This is a genomic window from Novosphingobium sp. TH158 (genome assembly GCF_002855555.1).
Classification (GTDB): Bacteria; Pseudomonadota; Alphaproteobacteria; order Sphingomonadales; family Sphingomonadaceae; genus Novosphingobium.
In genome coordinates this window covers 1,153,619-1,172,000 of sequence record NZ_PKRT01000001.1, presented here as the reverse complement: position 1 = coordinate 1,172,000, position 18,382 = coordinate 1,153,619, and the positions used below count along the sequence as shown (strand labels likewise).

Annotated in this window: 16 protein-coding genes; 5 read left to right on the top strand and 11 right to left on the bottom strand. The window is 64.4% G+C overall.

Annotated elements, in window-relative coordinates:
• Positions 1–6: 6 nt before the first annotated feature.
• The 3 genes from C0V78_RS05820 (at position 7) to C0V78_RS05810 (ending at position 2,683) form a co-directional block, all read left to right on the top strand.
• The gene (locus C0V78_RS05820) at positions 7–252 is read left to right on the top strand and encodes a MoaD/ThiS family protein (RefSeq protein WP_101796855.1); all 246 of its coding nucleotides are present in this window, start codon (positions 7–9) and stop codon (positions 250–252) included.
• 153 nt (positions 253–405) lie between these two features.
• The gene (locus C0V78_RS05815; RefSeq protein WP_158241478.1) at positions 406–2,433 is read left to right on the top strand and encodes a thiamine pyrophosphate-dependent enzyme; all 2,028 of its coding nucleotides are present in this window, start codon (positions 406–408) and stop codon (positions 2,431–2,433) included.
• 19 nt (positions 2,434–2,452) lie between these two features.
• On the top strand, positions 2,453–2,683 hold the full coding sequence (locus C0V78_RS05810) for a biotin/lipoyl-containing protein (protein WP_101796853.1): 231 nt from the start codon (positions 2,453–2,455) through the stop codon (positions 2,681–2,683).
• Between the two features lie 114 nt (positions 2,684–2,797).
• On the opposite strand, the gene C0V78_RS05805 is transcribed toward C0V78_RS05810, so the two are convergent.
• From C0V78_RS05805 to C0V78_RS05755, 11 genes are all read right to left on the bottom strand, one after another.
• Positions 2,798–3,919 carry a ThuA domain-containing protein gene (locus C0V78_RS05805; protein ID WP_101796852.1) on the bottom strand — a complete coding sequence of 374 codons (1,122 nt, stop codon included), beginning with the start codon at positions 3,917–3,919 and terminating at the stop codon, positions 2,798–2,800.
• Positions 3,919–5,613, bottom strand: coding sequence for a GMC oxidoreductase (locus tag C0V78_RS05800; protein ID WP_101796851.1), 1,695 nt, complete (start codon positions 5,611–5,613; stop codon positions 3,919–3,921). The genes C0V78_RS05805 and C0V78_RS05800 overlap by 1 nt, the downstream gene beginning before the upstream one ends.
• Before the next feature lie 15 nt (positions 5,614–5,628).
• Positions 5,629–6,261, bottom strand: a complete 633-nt coding sequence (locus C0V78_RS05795) for a gluconate 2-dehydrogenase subunit 3 family protein (protein WP_158241477.1) — start codon at positions 6,259–6,261, stop codon at positions 5,629–5,631.
• 88 nt (positions 6,262–6,349) lie between these two features.
• Complete coding sequence (locus C0V78_RS05790; RefSeq protein WP_101796849.1) at positions 6,350–7,207, bottom strand: sugar phosphate isomerase/epimerase; 858 nt, start codon at positions 7,205–7,207, stop codon at positions 6,350–6,352.
• Complete coding sequence (locus C0V78_RS05785; protein ID WP_101796848.1) at positions 7,204–8,502, bottom strand: sugar MFS transporter; 1,299 nt, start codon at positions 8,500–8,502, stop codon at positions 7,204–7,206. The genes C0V78_RS05790 and C0V78_RS05785 overlap by 4 nt, the downstream gene beginning before the upstream one ends.
• Positions 8,503–8,528: 26 nt before the next feature.
• Entirely contained in the window at positions 8,529–9,575 is a 1,047-nt protein-coding gene (locus tag C0V78_RS05780) for a sugar phosphate isomerase/epimerase (protein ID WP_101796847.1), read from the bottom strand.
• Between the two features lie 15 nt (positions 9,576–9,590).
• Positions 9,591–10,724, bottom strand: coding sequence for a Gfo/Idh/MocA family protein (locus tag C0V78_RS05775; protein ID WP_216822161.1), 1,134 nt, complete (start codon positions 10,722–10,724; stop codon positions 9,591–9,593).
• Positions 10,721–11,641, bottom strand: coding sequence for a ThuA domain-containing protein (locus tag C0V78_RS05770; protein WP_158241476.1), 921 nt, complete (start codon positions 11,639–11,641; stop codon positions 10,721–10,723). Before C0V78_RS05770 ends, C0V78_RS05775 begins: the two co-directional genes overlap by 4 nt.
• Before the next feature lie 143 nt (positions 11,642–11,784).
• Positions 11,785–12,558 (bottom strand): DeoR/GlpR family DNA-binding transcription regulator, encoded by a 774-nt coding sequence (locus tag C0V78_RS05765; protein WP_101796845.1) that lies wholly within the window; start codon positions 12,556–12,558, stop codon positions 11,785–11,787.
• A 4-nt stretch (positions 12,559–12,562) separates the two neighbouring features.
• On the bottom strand, positions 12,563–13,825 hold the full coding sequence (locus C0V78_RS05760) for an MFS transporter (RefSeq protein WP_101796844.1): 1,263 nt from the start codon (positions 13,823–13,825) through the stop codon (positions 12,563–12,565).
• Between the two features lie 4 nt (positions 13,826–13,829).
• On the bottom strand, positions 13,830–15,173 hold the full coding sequence (locus tag C0V78_RS05755) for an FGGY-family carbohydrate kinase (RefSeq protein WP_254049832.1): 1,344 nt from the start codon (positions 15,171–15,173) through the stop codon (positions 13,830–13,832).
• Positions 15,174–15,314: 141 nt separating this feature from the next.
• Between C0V78_RS05755 and C0V78_RS05750 the strand changes: the two genes are divergently transcribed.
• Complete coding sequence (locus C0V78_RS05750; protein ID WP_101796842.1) at positions 15,315–17,426, top strand: bifunctional rhamnulose-1-phosphate aldolase/short-chain dehydrogenase; 2,112 nt, start codon at positions 15,315–15,317, stop codon at positions 17,424–17,426.
• A 23-nt stretch (positions 17,427–17,449) separates the two neighbouring features.
• On the top strand, positions 17,450–18,382 hold the full coding sequence (locus C0V78_RS05745; protein WP_101796841.1) for an alpha/beta hydrolase: 933 nt from the start codon (positions 17,450–17,452) through the stop codon (positions 18,380–18,382).

The following is an 18,382-nucleotide window of genomic DNA, read 5'->3' as shown; positions in this document are numbered from 1 at the left end:
GGGGTCATGCCCCGCGCCATCCTGCTGCCACCGTTCAGTGTCGAATTCTTTGCTGGACGGGAGCTGGTGGAGGCGCCGGGAGCCACGATATTCGCGCTTGTCCGCGCGCTGGACGGCATGGCGCCCGGCTTCGCCGAGGCTGCCGAGGCGCGCGCGGCGATTGCCGTAAACGGGCAGGTCGTGGGCGACTGGACGACGCGGCTGGAGCCGTCGGACGAGGTGCTGTTCGTGCCAAAGGTTGCCGGAGGGTGAAAAGTCCCTGTCCTGACAGGCAAAGACGCGGCATCGCCGATGCGATTCCGGCCTTTGCCCCTTGCCAGAATCGCTCCCAATCCTCCATCCCCTGCGCCGAATGCGCGGCGACAGGCAGAGGGCTTTGTCGCGCCAGGTGAAAAGGATCGAAGCATGAGCCAGAGCAACCTCGGGATCGAACCCGAAGTCCTGAAGGCGATCTATGGCCAGATGGCCCGGATCCGCGCAGTGGACAAGGCGATCCAGGCCGGGCTTTCGGCGGGCAAGTTCATGTTCACCTACTGGCCGATGACCGGTCAGGAATGCATCCCGGCAACCGTGTCGCAGCTCGTCACCGAGCGCGACTATATGATCACCACCTATCGCGGCATCCATGACCAGGTCGCCAAGGGCGTCGATCTTTACGGCATGTTCGCCGAAGCCCTGGGCCGCCAGGACGGCGTCAACAAGGGCAAGGGCGGCAGCCCGCACATCTCCGATCCGTCCTCGGGATCGATGGTCACCACCGCCATCGTCGGCGCCGGTGCGCCCATCGCCAACGGCCTTGCCATCTCGGCCAAGGAACGCGGCGAGGACCGCGTGACCATCGTCAACTTCGGCGATGGCGCCACCTCGATCGGCGCGGTGCACGAAGCCATGAACCTTGCCGGCGCATGGCAGCTGCCGGTGATCTTCATGTGCCAGAACAACCAGTGGGGCGAATACACCCCGATCCCTGACTACACCGCCAGCCCCAACTTCTTCGGCCGCGCCGAAGCCCTGGGCTTCCGCGGCGTGCAGCTCGACGGCAACGATCCGGCGGCCTTCTACAACGGCATGAAGGACGTGATCGACCATGTCCGCGCCGGCAAGGGCCCCGTCTTTGTCGAGGCGCTGACCTATCGCATGGGGCCGCACGCTGGCGTGGGTGAAAACTACAACGCCGCCAAGGACGTGCTTGCCGCCGCCAAGGAGCGCGCCCCGGTCGAAAAGACCCGCGCCCTGCTGATCGAGGCCGGCATCAGCTCCGAGGAAGAGCTTTCCGCTCTCGAGTCCGCAATCAAGGCGGAAGTCGACGATGCTATCGCACGCGCGCTGGAAAGCCCGGTTACCCCGGCCAGCGAAACCGTGACCGACGTGTTCGAGGATGTCACCTGCGTGCCGCAGCGCGGCTCCTACCCGGTCCGCGCCGATGAAGGCCCGCTCCCGGCCGAAACCAAGACCATGTCGATGGTCGAGGCGATCCGCGATGCCCAGCACATCGCGATGACCGCCAACAAGGAAGTCTTCATCCTGGGCGAGGACGTGGGCGACCCGCAAGGCGGCGTCTTCGGTACCAACAAGGGCCTGCAGACCGAATTCGGCAAGAACCGCGTCCGCCCGACCCCGATTGCCGAACAGGCGATCATCGGTGCGGCCCTGGGTTCGTCGATTGCCGGCATGAGCCCGATCGCCGAAATCATGTTCTCCGACTTCTTCGGCGTCTGCATGGACCAGGTCTACAACCACGCCGCCAAGCAGCGCTACATGTCGGGCTCCACCACCCACGCACCGATGACCATCCGCGTCCAGGCCGGTGGCGGCATGGGCGGCTTCGGCGCGCAGCACTCGCAGTCGATGGAAGCCTGGCTGCTTCACTCGCCGGGCATCAAGGTTGTCTATCCGTCGAACCCGGCGGACGCCAAGGGCCTGCTGGCATCGTGCATCGCCGATCCCGATCCCTGCGTGATGTTCGAATCGATGATGCTGCTGTTCACGCAGAAGGATGAAGTGCCGGTGGGCGATTATCGCATCCCGCTGGGCGTCGCCAAGGTGAAGCGCGAAGGCACCGATGTCACCCTGATCAGCTATGGCTGGGAAATGCTGAACTGCATGGCCGCCGCCGAGGAACTGGCCAAGGAAGGCATCAGCGCCGAAGTGATCGACCTGCGTTCGCTGATGCCGATCGACTATCACCGCATCCTGGAATCGGTGAAGAAGACGGGCCGTGCGGTTGTCGTCCACGCGGCGGTCGAATTCTGCGGCCTCGGCTCGGAAATCTGCGCCACGATCAACGAAGAGCTGTGGGGCAAGCTCAAGGCGCCCGCCATCCGTCTTGGTGCCGCCTATGCTCCGATCGCCTATTCGAACGCCATCGAGTTCAGCCAGGTACCCGGCGCCCAGGCGATTGCGGCCCGCGTCCGCGAAACCATGAAATCCTGATCTTCAAGGAAACCGAAACATGTCCACGATCCTCACCCTTCCCAAGCTTGAAATGTCGATGAGCGAAGGCACGCTGGCCGAATGGTCCGTGCCCGATGGCAGCGATGTCACCGAAGGCCAGGTGATCTACGTGCTGGAAACCGACAAGACCGCGCGCGACATCGAAGCGCCGGCCAGCGGCAAGCTGGTGCAGAAGGTTCCGGCCGGTGAAACCTATGAATGCGGCACGGAAATCGGCGAAATCGTCTGATTGCGTGGCGGCCGGTGGGTAATCCGCCGGCTGCTCCTGCCACGGCAGGCCCTGCAAAAGAAAAGCGCCCCGTTTCTGGCGGGGCGCTTTCTTTTTGTGCCGGCTTGATTGCCCTCAGCGGCGGGCAGGGCAGGCCTTCTTGCTGGTCGCAGCCCAATCGATGCCAGCTTCCAGCAGGGCGAGAGCCTGCGGCTGGCTGTAGGTCTGCGGCATGTGGCCGATGGCCGTGTAGAACATGCGCCCGCGGCCGATGCAGTTGGTCCAGGCGATCGGGTGGTCTGCACCCATGTCGAGGCTCGCGCCCATCATGCCCTTGCGGGAATAGGTCGTCTCGTCGAGCGAGGCGATGACCTGCGCCCCGACAGCGCGGGGGCTGGTCTTGAACGAATACCACTCGTCCGTCATGCGCCATTCGCGCGGCAGCTTGGCTGCCTTCGCCACCGGATGATCGGTGCTGACGACAACGCGGGCTTCCTGGAACTGCGGCGCCATGGGGTGACCGGCAAAGCGCGCGCCGATCAGCGTATCGGGATACCAGTCCCAGAAATAGGCCGGATCGCCGGCGCTGCCGTGCATGGCTGCAAAGGCCCCTCCGCGGGCCATGTAGTCCTTGAACGCCTTGCGCTGCGACAGCGTCAGGATATCGCCGCTGACGTTGTTCCACACCACGGCGTCGAACTGGGCGAGCGTCTTCGGATTGATCGCGCCGGCCTTCTCGGTGAAGGCAATCGCCCAGCCTCTGCGCTCTGCCATGGCAACAAGCGCGGCATGGGCGGCGTTGACCGAGGGCTCGTCCTTGAAACCGTTGATCTTTTCCATGACCAGCAGGCGGACCTTGCCCTTGGGCAGGTTGAAGCTGGGAACGTCATTGTCATAGCGGGCGCAGCGGGCCGCCTTGTCGGCGTCCGTAACCGGAATGGCGCGCAATTCCCGGTCGATCTCCGCCACCTTGTCCGCCGTCATGCCAGTGAAGCGGGTCGCTGTTTCGGCTGTCAGGATCGCGGCAAAGGTCGGCGGTCTGGTGCCGGCGAAGTTCGGCGGCATCTTGTCCAGCCGTCCCGGGGCGTGCTTGTCGATCACGGCCTTGGCGGCCGGGCTCAGCAGCACGTCGATCAACGGGCTGGCGGCCGAGAACGGCGCGTCGCGGTTGGGGCAATCTGTGACGGTGCCGGCAAAAGCAGGGGCGGCAAATGCCACCCCTGCCAGTACCGTCGTCATGGACAACAGCTTCTTCATCAGATCTTGCCTTCCTTGAGGAACTGCACCGCATGATGCGCCGCGCGGGCGGCCAGTGCCATGTAGGTGAGCGAGGGGTTGACGCAGGCCGACGAAGTCATCGCCGCGCCGTCGGTGATGAACAGGTTGGGCACCTCGTGCGCCTGGTTGTACTTGTTGAGCACCGAGGTCTTCGGGTCGTGGCCCATGCGCGCCGTGCCCATTTCGTGGATGCCAAGGCCCAGGGGGCCGGGCTCGCTGGCCTGGGCAATAACCTTGCCACCGGCAGCCTCGATCATGGCCTTGCCGTCCGCCATGATCTGCTTGACCATCTTGTGCTCGTTCGGCCCCATGGCGCAGTCGACGTGCGGCAGCGGCATACCCCACTGGTCTTTCTTCGTGGGGTTGAGCGTGACGCGGTTTTCCGGGTTGGGCAGCATCTCGCCGAAGCCGGAGATGAAGGTCATCCACGGGCCGAACTTGTGCATGCCTTCCTTGAATTCCGCGCCGATCGTGCCCGGCCCGCCGGCCATGCCCTTGCCAGTCATGCGCATGGCGCCGCCCTGGTAGCCATAACCGCGCACGTAACCGTCCGAATCCTCCGTCACGTTGCGATAGCGCGGGATGTAGATGCCGGTCGGGCGGCGGCCCTTGTAGTACGAATCCATCGGCGCACCGGGCAGGATGCCGGCGGTCGACAGCGCGTACATATGGTCCATCAGGTTGCGACCGACCTGGTCCGACCCGTTGGCGAGACCGCGCGGATTGGCCTCGTTGGCCGACTGCAGCAGGATCGTCGCGGTCGGAATGGTCGAGGCATTGAGGAAGATCACCTTCGCCTCATAGGTCTTGCCGACCTTGGTGACGCGGTCGATCACGCGAACGCCCGTTGCCTTGCCGGTCGCCGGGTCCTGGATGATCGCATGGACGATGGCGTTGGTAACCAGCGTCAGGTTCCCGGTCTTGCGCGCGGCGGGCAGCGACGAGGTCAGCGACGAATGCATCGCGCCGAACGAGCAGCCGCGGTCGCAGATCGACCGGTTCTGGCACGGCCCGCGGCCCAGTTCCTCGTGATGCGGCCGTGCTTCCGAGAGGTTGGCGTTGCGTCCGATAATGATCTTGCGACCCGGGAACTTCGCCTCGACGGCTGCCTTCAGGAACTTCTCGCCGTCATTGAGCTCCCAGCCGGGCAGGAACTTGCCGTCGGGAAGCTGCGGCAGGCTTTCATAGGTGCCGGCGACGCCGATGAACTCCTCGACCTTGTCGTACCAGGGGGCGATGTCGGCATAGCGGATCGGCCAGTCTACGCCGTAGCCGTCCTTCTTGTTCGCCTCGAAGTCGATGTCGGACCAGCGGTAGGTCTGGCGACCCCACATGATCGAACGGCCACCGGTGTGATAGCCGCGAATCCAGGTGAACGGCTTGCCTTCCGGCGTGGTGTAGGGGTGATCGCTGTCCTTCACCCACATGTGCTTGTTGGCCACGTTGAAGGCGTAGCACTGGCTCTGCACCGGATAGTCGCGCTCGACTTCCTCTTGCGGAACCATGTTCATGTCGGGGAACTCCCACGGCATCTTCATGTCCGTGTAGTCCTTGGCGGGATCGATGTCGTAGCCCCGCTCGAGCACGAGGACCTTCAGTCCCTGCTCGCACAGTTCCTTGGCGGCGATGCCGCCCGACATGCCGGAGCCGATTACGATTGCGTCAAATGCCATTGGAATAGACTCCGATTAACCCATGATGGTGCCAAGGCCGGAGAAGGGCCGGCTGTCCTTGGTCAGCTTCAGCGAGGCGACGTAGGGCCCCGGAATATGCTCGTAGATGATGTCCTTGGTCATCGACGCTTCCGAGGAATAGTGGAGGCCGATGATCAGGTCTTTGACGCGGCTGTAACCGGGATCGACGACGAACGACGCGCCACCCATCAGGGCTGCGAGGCCGGACAGGCGCTTCGGGGGCGGGACCGGCTTCAGCGCGGCTTTGTCGTAAGGGATGAGCAGCTCCTTGCGGCGCGCAGGGGCCAGCGCGGCAAAGGTCTTCCTGTCGGTTTCCAGCGCCATCTTGTCGACTGCGGCGAGCGCGGCGACGACTTCGGCCTTTGTCTTCGCCGAAGCCCAGCGGCCCATCATCGCATCGAACCGCGGTACGACACCGGCCTCGACCGCACCGGGAGTGTCGGTCTTCGGGATGAAGGTATCTGCCAGTGCGGTCACCAGCGCGGTCTGCGAAGGGGTGAAGAACTTCTTCGGCGCCGCCTTGCCCTTCGCCTTGCCCTTCGGCGCGGCGAAGGCCTCTGCCGGAAGCGCGGCGACACCCAGCAGCAGGGCGAAGTGCCCCATAAGGTCGCGGCGGTCGAGGTTCATGCCTTGATCCATTTCAGATATCCTCGTCTCTCGGGGCAGGCCCGCTTAGTTCAAAAATTTAATTACTATTGGTTAGGCCAGATTGCAATCAGGCTTTGTTCCAGCAATCCTGAATGTATGCGTAACCCTCGGTGTAGACCTCTTCGGGGCTGGCGAAGAAATCGCGCCATACGCGGGTTGCGGCCGCGAGTTCGGGCAGCGCCTTGCCGAAGGCTTCGATCGTCAGCCAGCCATCGTAGCCGAGGCCTGTCAGCTCGCTGATCGTCTCGCGGATTGCGGCGTGGCCGCGCCCCGGCGTGCCGCGATCGTTCTCGCTGATGTGGACGTGGTTGACGTGGCCCTTGCCATAGGCAGTGCGCAGCGCGGCGAGGGGATCCTTCTCCTCGATGTTCGCGTGGAACGTATCGTAAAGGATGCCGAACCCGCCTTCGCCCAGCCGCTCAAGGTAGGCGGAAGACTGCTCGCAGGTGTTGAGCAGGTAGCATTCGAAGCGGTTGAGCGGCTCGAGCGCGCAGGCAAGCTTCGCGTCGCGCGCCTTCTGCGCGACCTGCCGGTGGACGCCGGCACAGCGCTCCAGTTCCTCGTCGGTAGGTCCGGTGCCCGTGAACACGCCCAGCGGCTGGAACCACGGCCCGACCAGCGCCTGGGCGCCGAGAGCCTCGCAGCAGTCGATCACCCGGTTGAGGTGATCGACGCCGCCCTGGCGGGCGGCGGCATCGGCCGAAACCGGCGAGTGCGCTTCGTCAGGGATCAGCGCGACCGCAGTGCGTTGAAGCCCGATATCATCACAGATGCTTGCCAGCTTCGCATAGTGCGAAACGTCGGAGGGATCGAACACGGGAACCTCGACGCCATCGAAACCCGTATCCTTCAGGGCCTGCAGGACTGGCACGTGATATTCCGTCACGTGTCCGGTCCACAGCAGCAGGTTCATGCCGATTTTCATTTCGTGTTCTTTCCGCGTTCGAAGAACCAGACCAGGCCGAAGATCACGAACAGCACGGCCGGGATGATGGCGATGGTCTGGAACGAAGTTTCCGCCGCATAGGCGAGCACGCCGTGCATTTCGGGCGTGCCGGGCTGCACAGCTTCCAGCGCTTCCTTGCCGCCGGCCTTGGCCAGTTTGGCGTTGTCATAGATTTCGCCCAGCTTGGGCAGGACGAAACGGATGGCCAGTGCGCCGGCAAAGCCGATCAGGCCGATTCCCCAAGGGCCGCTGCGCGGGAAGCGGCGCGACACGGCGGCCAGCATCGTCGGCCACATGAAGCAGACACCGAAGGCCCAGAACGTCGCCGCGACGAGGGCGGTCGTTGCCGAATTGGCGGTGCTCAGCAGGTAAAGCCCGATGGCCGCCGGGACGGTGCTGAACCACAGCAGGCCCATGTCGGAGAACTTGTGATCGAGCGCACCGGCAAAATGCCGCATGACGAACATGATCGCCGAGACATAGACCAGCACGAGAATGCCCGAGAAACCGACCGTCTCGGTCAACGTCACGTCAACCCAGGCGCCCGGCGCCAGTTCGGCCGAAGCGGTCAGGAACATGATGGCGAAGAACACCCAGAAGCTTGGCCGCTTGAAGGGTTCTGCCATCATTTCATTGAAGGTCACGCCCTGTGCGGTGCTTTCGGTTTGCGGGAATTCGTGCCGCATGGCCCAGAGCGCGAGAACGACGCCGGGAACGATGGTCAGGCCGACGAGCACCTGCCAGTCAAGGTTCAGCTGCTTGAAGAACAACACCGAAAGCAGCCCGCCCGCAACGATGCCGGCCGGCCACCAGGCGTGCAGGACGTTGAGCTTGCCGGTCTTGTCATTGGGATAGATCGTCGCCGTGATCGGGTTGATCGAGGCTTCGGTAGCGCCCCAGCCAAAGCCCCAGATGATCATGGCGATATTCAGCAGGGTATAGGTCGAGCCGCCGGCCCCGGCCGAAAACAGCACCAGCGCCGGGCCGACGATGAAGCAGGCGGCGGCGAACAGGATCACCTTCTTCGCACCGAAACGGTCAAGCAGGGGGCTGATTACCAGCAGGCTCAGCGCGAAGCCGAGGAAGCTGTTCCCCAGCACCGTGCCGATCATCTCGCCCGAATGCTGCGCGTCGATCGGATCGAGCAGCGAGGTCTTCAGCGCGCCCGCTGCACCGGCGCGCACCGAATTGGCCAGCGCCGCGGTGAACAGCGCCAGCACGCTGATCCAGAAGATCGACTTGTGGTTGGCCGGAGGCCCTGCCTGATCGTTCACTGTCCCTCTCCCCTATTGTCGTTGTTTCAGTCGAGCCCGAGGACCTGGCGCACGAAGCCCAGGTCCGTGCCGGTTCCGGCGAAGTCGTCGAATGCCTTGTCCGCTTTGCGGATCATGTGGCGCGCGATGAACGGTGCGCCTTCGGCCGCGCCCTGTTCCGGGTGCTTGTAGGCGCATTCCCATTCGAGCACGGCCCAGCCATCGTAGCCGTAGTGGCCCAGCTTGGTGAAGATCTGGGTGAAGTCCACCTGCCCGTCGCCAAGGCTGCGGAAGCGGCCTGGACGCTCCGTCCAGCCCGAGTACGAGCCATAGACCCCGGCCTTGCCATTGGGGCGAAACTCCGCGTCCTTGACGTGGAAGGCCTTGATCCGGTCGTGGTAGAAATCGATGAACTGCAGGTAATCAAGCTGCTGCAGCACGAAGTGCGACGGATCGTAGAGGATGTTGGCGCGCGGGTGGTTGCCCACGGCCTCAAGGAAGCGCTCGAAGGTCACGCCATCGTGCAGGTCCTCGCCCGGGTGCAGTTCGTAACAGGCGTTGACGCCGTTTTCGTCGAACACGTCGAGGATCGGCTTCCAGCGGCGGGCGAGCTCGGCAAAGCCTTCCTCGACGAGGCCGGCAGGGCGCTGCGGCCAGGGATAGACCGTGTGCCACAGCAGCGCGCCCGAGAAAGTGGCATGGCTGGTGCAGCCGAGGCGCTGGCTGGCCTTTGCCGCCTTCTTCATCTGGTCCACGGCCCATTCCGTGCGCGCCTTGACGTTGCCGTGGACGGCAGCAGGGGCAAAGCCATCGAACAGTGCGTCATAGGCCGGGTGGCTGGCGACGAGCTGGCCCTGCAGGTGGGTGGAAAGCTCGGTCACTTCGACACCGTTGGCATGGCAGATGCCGGCCACTTCGTCGCAATAGTCCTGGCTCTCGGCAGCCTTGTCGAGATCGAACAGGCGGCCATCCCAGGTGGGGATCTGCACGCCCTTGTAGCCCAGGTTGCCCATGTACTTGGTGATCGCGTCAAGCGAGTTGAACGGCGCTTCGTCACCAGCGAACTGGGCGAGGAAGATGGCGGGACCCTTCATGCGTACAAACCTCTCTTACAGATCGACCCAGACCGCGCCGCGGCGGCTGGATTCAAGGCTGGCGGCAAGGAACTTCATGCCCGCCAGCGTGTCTTCCATGGTGGCATAGCCCGGCTCTGCGCCGCTGGCGCCGCGCAGTTCGTTGCCGAAAGCCTGGTAGATGTTGGCGAAGGCTTCGAGGTAGCCTTCCGGGTGCCCGCCCGGCGTGCGCTGGATCGAAAGGACATCTTCCGAAAGGTAGGCGCGGTTGGCCCCGGCGTGCCAGATCTCGGTCGGCCGGTCGCGATAGCCGATCCGCATGGTGTTCGGCTCTTCCTGCCGCCAGTGCAGCCCGGCCTCGTCGCAATAGACCGAGATGGCGAGATCGTTGATGTCGCCGACGAGAACCTGAGACGCGGTCAGCGTGCCCTTGCCGCCGCCGGAAAGGTGGAACAGCGCCGCGCCGTCATCGTCGATGAAGCGGCCCTCGAGCATGGTCAGCTCGGCGCAGATCCTGGTGATGCGCTCACCGGTGATGAATTCGGCCAGGTTGGCAGCGTGGGTGCCGATATCGCCGAAGGCACCCGCATCGCCCGACTGCTTGGGATCGACGCGCCATGCGGCCTGCTTGTTGTTTTCAAGGTCGGATGCCCGGCTCAGCCAGTCCTGCGTGTACTTCACCGCCACGCGGCGAACCTTGCCGAACTTGCCGCCGGCGATCAGCTCGCGCGCCTGTTTGACCAGCGGATAGCCGGTGTAGGTGTGGGTCACGGCAATGCGGCGGCCCGTACGCGCCGCAGCGTCGGCGATGGCCTTGGCGTTTTCCATCGAGTCCGCCAGCGGCTTGTCGATGATCACGTCAAAACCCGCTTCCATCGCGGCGATGGCCGGGGCGGCATGCATGTGATTGGGGGTGACGATCGACACCGCCTCGATCCGCTGGTCAGCGGGGAGGGCCAGTTCCTTCTCGATCATCTCGGCATAGGAGCCATAGGCGCGGGCCGGATCGACGCCGATCTCGATACCGCTTGCGCGCGACTTTTCCGGTGTCGAGGAAAAGGCCCCGGCAACGAGATCCCAGTTGCCGGCAATGCGCGCCGCGATGCGGTGAACGCCGCCGATGAAGGCGCCCTGTCCGCCGCCGATCATGCCGTAACGGATCGGTTTCACTTGTCCTTGCTCCCAGCTTCCTTGGTTGCGGCAGGGGATGAGCCGGTGCCGCATTCGTTGCCATTCAGTTTCAGTGCCCAGCCAAGCGAATTGGCGAGGAGTTGGCGGTTCTCGGGTTCGGCCCAGCTTTCTGCGCGGTGGCCAAAGGCGGAATAAAGGAACCGGCCCTTGCCCACGCAGCGGGCCCAGACCATCGGGTGGTCGCCCATGCGCAGGTCCTTCCCGAACATGCCGACCGGATTGTAGGTCTTCTCGTCAACCGTGATGAGTACCTGCGCGCCTGTGGTCCGCGGGGACTTGTCGAAGGAATACCATTCCTCCACCCGCTGCCACGATGCGGGCAGGCCCTGCACGGCGCGATGGGCCTTGTCCTCGACATTGACGGTCGCCTGCTGGAATTGCGGGTCCATCGTATGCTGGGTGAACAGCGCGCCGATCAGGTCGTTGATGTACCAACCCCAGTCCTTGTGCGAATTGTCCCCGGCGGCATGGATGCCGACATAGCCGCCACCCTTTTCCAGCCATTCCTTGAAGGCGGCCTGCTGCGCGGGCGAAAACACGTCGCCGCTGACATTGTTGAACACCACGGCATCGAACCGGCTGAGAATTTCGGGAGAGAAGGCCGCGCCGTTTTCGGTCTGGAAATAACCCCAGCCCTTTTCCCTGGCGAGCTGAGCGAAAAAGGCGTTGCCGGGCGGAATCGATTCCTCGTGCCGGAAGGCGTTGGTCTTGGAGAATACCAGCACGGCGGGGCGGGGCAGGTTTGCCGGCAGCTGCGGCGGCACGGTTTCATGATCGTGTGTGCCGCCCAGGAAAACGCGCTGGATCGTGTTCCAGTGGCGGAAAGCCTGAACGGCGATGAACAGCACGAAGGCGAGCAGCAGCCACAGCACTACACGCAGGATCTTCCTCAGCATTTCAGGTCCACTCCCGGTCATGTCGCGAGAGACAGGGGCAAGCCCGGGGCGGCCCAGAGATTCTCCCACGCTGTCCCGCTTTTATAGGACTTCATGTTAGCGTCAACACGGATCGCGCCGGCAAAAGCTGCGATCCGGCAAAATCAGCATATCACCAGGCGCACGCCTGCCGCTGTCGCCGCGGCGCGCATTGCCTCGGTAATGCCTGCGTCGGTCACGAGCACGTCGATCTCGTCGAGCCCGCAGACGATTGCCCCGGATGACGAGCGGAACTTCGAGCTGTCCACCAGCAGGATCACCTGTTCGGCGTGGTCCATCAGCCGCCGCTCTGCCGCCACGAGGATCACGTCGGCCTGCATAACGCCCTGCGGCCCGACCGCGGCGGCGCCCATGAACAGCTTTGGCGCATGAAAGCGCGGCATCGAATCCTCGCCCGATGGGGCAAGGATGATGTTCTGTTCGCGGAACACCGTGCCCGATGGGACGATGATCTGGGTTCCCGGCTGCGGCAGCAGGGCGTTGACGATGTGCAGCGAGTTGGTGAGCACCTGAAGGCCGAGCCCCTGCAAGTGCGGGCACATCTGGAAGGTGGTCGAGCCACCGTCCATCATGATCGCCTCGCCGGGTTCGCACATCGCCGCCGCCGCCGCGCCGATCGCGCGCTTCGCTTCGAGGTTCTGCGTGATCGACAGGTCGAAGGGCGTACCGGTAAGCCGGCTTCCCGGCGCGGCCTCTTCCCCCGCCAGCCGCGCGCCGCCATGAAGCCGGGCGATCTTGCCCATCGCCTCGAGCCGGGTCAGGTCGCGGCGGATGGTCGCGGGGGAGGCGTCGAGCAGGTCTTCGAGCTGGCGATAGGAAACGAAGCCGGTCGGCTCCATGGCCGTCAGGATCAGTTGTTCCCTTTGCGCAGCGTGCATGCCCTTATCCCCGTCGTTCGGCCGCGATTGCCTCGAGCGACTTGCCCTGGTTGCTCGGCGCCCAGATGAGCCCGATCACGCCGCTGGCCACGAGGAACCCGGTAAGGATCCACGCCAGGGTGGTAAAGTCATTCGATGCCAGTGCCGGGACAGCCAGGCTCCAGATGCCAAGGCCGATGCGGACCATGGCAAAGGTCATGCCCTGCGCGGTGGACCGGATTTCGGTGGGGAACAGTTCCGCACTCCACAGCTGGAAAAAGCTCTGCGCGCCGAAACCACCGGCCAAGCCCATGATGACGATATGGGCGATGACCGTTTCCAGCGTGAACCCGAACAGTGCCAGCATGGCCATGCCCGCCACCTGCAACACGGCGGAGATGCCGAACAGCAGCCGCTGGCTCACCTTGTCGGCCAGCGGCATGAAGATGAAGATGACCGAGAGGATGCAAAGCAGGAAGTAGCTGGCGGGCAGCACGGTTGCCGCCCATTCAGGCAGGTTGTTCTGCTCGATCAGGTAAGGTGTGAAGAAGCCGTTGTAGCCGGCCCACAGGTTCCACAGGCCGTACATGGCCACGAGGTAGAACATGGCGGCGATGTAGCGCGGGCTGAACAGTTCGCGCCACGGCACCGTCCCGGCCTTTTCCCCGCGGGCTACCTGCACTTCGACCCAACGCTGCGATTCGCTCATGCGCGAACGCAGGAAGGTGAGGCCGAGCGCAATGACGGCAAGGTGGATGAACAGCCAGCGCACCCCGTCGATGCCGAAGGGCGTCAGGAAATAGCCTGCCACCAGCACGACGACCGGCCCCAGGTTCCACAAGGCCTGGGCAACGCCGGAATGAGCGCCGCGCTTGTCATCGGGGGCTTGCTCGGCGATCAGCGACCACGATGCGGGAATGTCCGCGCCCACCGCGAGGCCGACAAGCAGGAAGCCGGCGATGATCATCCACGCCGCGCTGGCAAAGATCAGGAACATCATTCCGAACGCGTAGAACAGCATATCGTACTGGTAGATCTTCTTGCGGCCCACCTTGTCGCACAGCCAGCCGCCGATGAAGGCGCCGACCCCGGCCGATATGGCGTTGGCGCTGAAGGCGGCGATCAGGCCGATGAAGGTATCGGAAAGATTGTAGAGGTCCTTCCACAGCGCCAGCGCCACCGACCCGGCGACGATGGAGCCCGAATCGATATAGTTGGCGAGCCCGGCAAGCACCGTGTCGCGCCACTGGCCGGGCGGTCGTGCGGCATGATCGGTGGTGGTGGTCATTGGCTCAGGCTCCCTCGGCATTTCCGGTTCTGTCTGCATTTTGCATGCGCCAGGCGGCGCGATAGGCGGCCATGTCGCAATCGAGCGGTTCGGCCCGTGCCAGCGTGCCGCGTGCGGCAAGTCCCGGCACGGCAAGCGTCAGTGCGCCGAATGAGACGTCGGCTTCGCTGCCTGCGGTATAGACGTCGGTGTCGGGGCGCAGCGCGGCGAGGGCGCGGACGAATATCTCCGACGCGGCAAAGCGGCCTTCGATGAGCAGGCGTGCCCGCGTGCCGATCAGGTCCAGCGCTGCGTCGGCCATCAGCGCCGCATAAAGCGCCACGGCTGCGGTTCGGGCTGGGCCGGGGGCGGGTTCGGCAATCCAGCGGGCCGGTGCATCGGGGAAGGGGCCACAGCCCGGCACCTGCGAGGGCAGGACCATGGCTTGCGCGGCCAGGACGGTTCCCACGCCATCGGTTCCGGCGCAGTCGATCCGCTCACCCAGCAGTTCCACCTCGCGCCCGCCCATGAAGCGCGCAGAGGGCACCGGCTGGCCAAAGGCATCGACATTGACCAGACAATCGCGGTCTTCCGGCAGCGCGGAAAGGTCGACGGGTTCCTGCGGGCTGCGCATGGCGATGAACCAGGTTCCGGTGGAAAGCACCGTCGCTTCGCTGCCCGACAGCTCAGGAAAGGATCGGGCAGCGAGAAGTGCGGCGTTGGAATCATGCAGGCCCGCCAGCACGCGGACTTCCGGCGAAAGGCCGGTACGCTTCGCCAGTTCGGGCCGGATGGTTCCCAGAAAGTCGCCGGCACGGACAAGCGGCGCGAACCTTTCAGCCCAGCCGCGCTGCCTTGCCATCGGGGAAAAGCCGCCCTCGGCCGGGGCCCATAGGTCACTATGACAGCCAAGGCTGGTCACCTCGCTGGCCGCCACGCCGCAAAACAGCCATGCCCAGTACTGGGCATAAGGCATCAGCGTGACCCCATCGAGCATGCCTTGCAAATCGAGCCACGCAAGCTGGCTGCCGATATTGAGGCCGCCCGGCAGGGCGGGGGAGCCCGTCACGGCGAAGGGATCGCGTTCCCTTGCGTAGGCCGCCGCGATGTCGCCGGGAATTGTCCACTCGTAATCGACCGGGGCGAAGGCAAGGGTGCCATCGCGGATCGCAGCAATTGCCGCGCCGTGGGCCACCGGAACGATGGCCTCGACCGGGTGATGCGCCAGGCTTGCCAGCGCCTCGATCAGCCAGTCGGCCGTCGCCGCGGTATCGAGCGCACCATATCCTTCGCCGGTCGCGGGGCAGGTGGGGCGCGTCAGCTTTTCCAGGCAGCGGCCATCGCGCGACCAGACGCTGGCCTTGGTCACCGTCTTGCCCATGTCGATTACGATGACGGAACCTTGTTCCAGTGCCTTCTCTCCGAGCCATTAAGCGGCGTTTTGATTGCTTATGATCGTTTTCTATCGAATGCGATTGATAAAGGGAAGGGCCATTGTTACGATACCCCCATGAACGCACACGCATCGATAACGTCCGCCGCGATTCCCTTCGCCGTTCCGGTCAGCCGTTGGGATGATGCCCACGCTGCCAGCCTGGGGCCGGCGGAACTGCTGCTTTACCGCTCCAACCTGCTGGGGAGCGACCTTACCATCACCAATTTCGGTGGCGGCAACACCTCTGCAAAGATTGTCGAGACCGATCCGCTCACCGGCGAATCGGTGGAAGTGCTGTGGGTGAAGGGCTCGGGCGGTGACATCGGCTCGATGAAGCTCGATGGTTTTGCCACGCTTTACCAGGACAGGCTGCTCGCACTGGAAGCGCACTATTCCGGGCCTGACGATGACGACAAGATGGTCGGCTACCTGCCGCACTGCACATTCAACCTCAATGCGCGGGCGGCCTCGATCGATACGCCGCTGCATTCGCTGCTGCCGTTCGCCCATGTCGATCATGTCCACCCTGACGCGGTGATCGCGCTTGCCGCCAGTTCCGGCGGCGAGGCGGCGACGCGCGAGATCTGGGGCGGGCGCATCGGCTGGCTGGGCTGGAAGCGTCCTGGTTATACGCTGGGCGTGATGCTGCGCGATTTCGTCAAGGCGAACCCGCAGGTCGAAGGCGTTATGCTTGCCGGGCATGGCATCATCTGTTGGGCTGACAGCGCCAAATCCTGCTACGAACACACCGTCTCGCTGATCGCTGACGCGGCCAACTACCTCAATGCGAAGATGGCCGGAAAGCCGGCCTTCGGTGGCCAGATCGTTGCGCCGAACCCCGATCGCGCGGCCATCGCCGCTGGCCTCATGCCGCGCCTGCGCGGGCTGATGACCGGTGCGCGGCGCAAGCTTGGCCATTTTTCCGACGATGCGGAAGCTGTGGAATTCACCGGCTCGGCAGACTTTGCCCGGCTGGCGGCGCTCGGCACCTCTTGCCCCGACCACTTCCTGCGCACCAAGATCGCGCCGCTGACGCTCGATCCTGCGCGGCTGGAAGATGAGGACTACCTCGCAAGGCAGATCAGCGATTACCGCGATCTTTATGCCGCCTATTACGAGCGCTGCAAGCGGCCCAATTCGCCTGCCATGCGCGATGCCAATCCGGTTGTCGTGCTGGTCCCGGGCGTGGGCCGCATCACCTTCGCCACCGACAAGACGACCGCGCGGCTGGCCGGTGAGTTCTATGGCAATGCCATCAACGTGATGCGCGGGGCCGAAGCGATCGGCGAGTACATTGCCCTCGACGAGCAGGAAGCCTTCGACATCGAATACTGGCTGCTTGAGGAAGCAAAGCTTCAGCGGATGCCCGCGCCCAAGCCCATGGTCGGGCGCATTGCCCTGGTCACCGGCGGTGCCGGCGGGATCGGCGCTGCAACTGCGGTCCGCCTGCTGCGCGAAGGGGCCTGCGTCATGCTCGCCGATCGCGACGGGGCTGCGGCCGAGGAAGTGCGCGCCGGCTTTGCTGCGCAGTTCGGCAAGGACGTGGTTCGCGCGGTCACCTGCGACGTTACTGACGAGGCACAGGTCAAGGCCGCGTTCGAGGCCTGCTCCCGCGAATTCGGCGGGCTTGACGTGCTGGTGGCCAATGCCGGCATCGCCAGCTCCGCGCCCATCGAGCAGACGACGGTCGAGCTGTGGGACCGCAATTTCGATGTGCTGGCCCAGGGCTATTTCCTCACCTCCAAGCATGCCTGGCCGCTGCTGAAGGCGATGAAGGCGCAAGGTGGCACTTCGGTGGTGTTCATCGGTTCGAAGAACGCGGTTGCTGCAGCAAGCGGCGCCTCGGCTTATGCTTCTGCCAAGGCGGCGGCGAACCATCTAGCGCGCTGCCTGGCGCTGGAAGGCGCGCCCGAGGGTATCCGCGTCAACGTGGTCAACCCCGATGCTGTCATCAAGGGCAGCAAGATCTGGGACGGCGACTGGCGCAAGGAACGCGCCGCCAACAACAAGATCGACCCCGGCGCAGAGCTGGAGGAGCATTACCGTAACAGGTCGATGCTGAAGCGTGACGTGCTGCCCGAAGACATTGCCGAAGCGGCCTATTGGCTCGCCAGTGACATGTCGGCAAAGTCCACCGGCAACATGATCAATGTCGATGCGGGCAATGCCCAGGCTTTCACCCGCTAAGCCGGGGAAAGGGAGAGGGAACGATGAAGACAATCCGCAAGGCCGTGCTGGCCGCCGCACTGATGCTGCCTTCGCCCCTGCTGGCCCAGCCGGTGTTCGACATCGCAAAGGCGCCTGACGGACCCGTGCCGGGCAGCGAGTTCATCCCCGTGCACGGGAAGGACAATCCGGGCAGCCCGTCGGATGAGGTGGTAACCCGGTTCATGGGCCGCGAAACGGTGATCCGCAACATCACCTACCCGACGCTGACCCCGGTGTTCCCGCCCAAGGGCAAGGCCAACGGCACTGCGGTCATCGTTGCACCGGGCGGCGGGTTTTCGATGCTCTCGCTCCAGAACGAGGGCTGGCGCACAGCCAACGCACTCGCAGAGAAGGGCTATACTGCCTTCGTCCTCAAGTACCGGCTCAATCCCTCGCCGAAGGACGACAACGCCTTCCTCGCCGAGATGTCCAAGCTCTTCGCGAACGCGGGCAAGGGTGACGGCAAGCTGCCCGAAATCGTCAACCCCGGTTCCGATAAGGATGCACTTGCCGCGCTGAAGCTGATCCGCGCGCGCGCCGAAGAATGGCATGTGAACCCCAACCGTGTCGGGATCATCGGCTTTTCTGCCGGCGCCATTACTGCGCTGCGTGCCGTGCTTTCGGCCCCCACTCCCGCCGAACGGCCTGACTTCTTCGGCTATATCTACGGACCCATGGCGAAGATCGACGTGCCCGCCGACGCTCCGCCGATGTTCGCCGCGCTCGCCATGGACGATATGCTGTTCGGCAATGGCGATTTCGGCATTGTCAGCGCGTGGAAGGCGGCGAGGCGTACGGTCGAGCTGCACGTTTACGAGCGTGGCGGTCATGGCTTCGGCCTTGGCCAGCCGGGAACCACATCCACCGGCATGATCGGCCAGTTCCTTGGCTGGATGGAATCGCGTGGGCTGCTGAAGCTCGAAACCAAGAAGTGA

Coding starts and splice junctions, on each gene's coding strand:
- C0V78_RS05750 (WP_101796842.1), top strand. CDS start 15,315: ATGAACGCACACGCATCGATAACGTCCGCCGCGATTCCCTTCGCCGTT.
- C0V78_RS05815 (WP_158241478.1), top strand. CDS start 406: ATGAGCCAGAGCAACCTCGGGATCGAACCCGAAGTCCTGAAGGCGATC.
- C0V78_RS05780 (WP_101796847.1), bottom strand. CDS start 9,575: ATGAAGGGTCCCGCCATCTTCCTCGCCCAGTTCGCTGGTGACGAAGCG.
- C0V78_RS05760 (WP_101796844.1), bottom strand. CDS start 13,825: ATGACCACCACCACCGATCATGCCGCACGACCGCCCGGCCAGTGGCGC.
- C0V78_RS05770 (WP_158241476.1), bottom strand. CDS start 11,641: ATGCTGAGGAAGATCCTGCGTGTAGTGCTGTGGCTGCTGCTCGCCTTC.
- C0V78_RS05820 (WP_101796855.1), top strand. CDS start 7: ATGCCCCGCGCCATCCTGCTGCCACCGTTCAGTGTCGAATTCTTTGCT.
- C0V78_RS05795 (WP_158241477.1), bottom strand. CDS start 6,261: ATGAACCTCGACCGCCGCGACCTTATGGGGCACTTCGCCCTGCTGCTG.
- C0V78_RS05800 (WP_101796851.1), bottom strand. CDS start 5,613: ATGGCATTTGACGCAATCGTAATCGGCTCCGGCATGTCGGGCGGCATC.
- C0V78_RS05805 (WP_101796852.1), bottom strand. CDS start 3,919: ATGAAGAAGCTGTTGTCCATGACGACGGTACTGGCAGGGGTGGCATTT.
- C0V78_RS05765 (WP_101796845.1), bottom strand. CDS start 12,558: ATGCACGCTGCGCAAAGGGAACAACTGATCCTGACGGCCATGGAGCCG.
- C0V78_RS05790 (WP_101796849.1), bottom strand. CDS start 7,207: ATGAAAATCGGCATGAACCTGCTGCTGTGGACCGGACACGTGACGGAA.
- C0V78_RS05810 (WP_101796853.1), top strand. CDS start 2,453: ATGTCCACGATCCTCACCCTTCCCAAGCTTGAAATGTCGATGAGCGAA.
- C0V78_RS05745 (WP_101796841.1), top strand. CDS start 17,450: ATGAAGACAATCCGCAAGGCCGTGCTGGCCGCCGCACTGATGCTGCCT.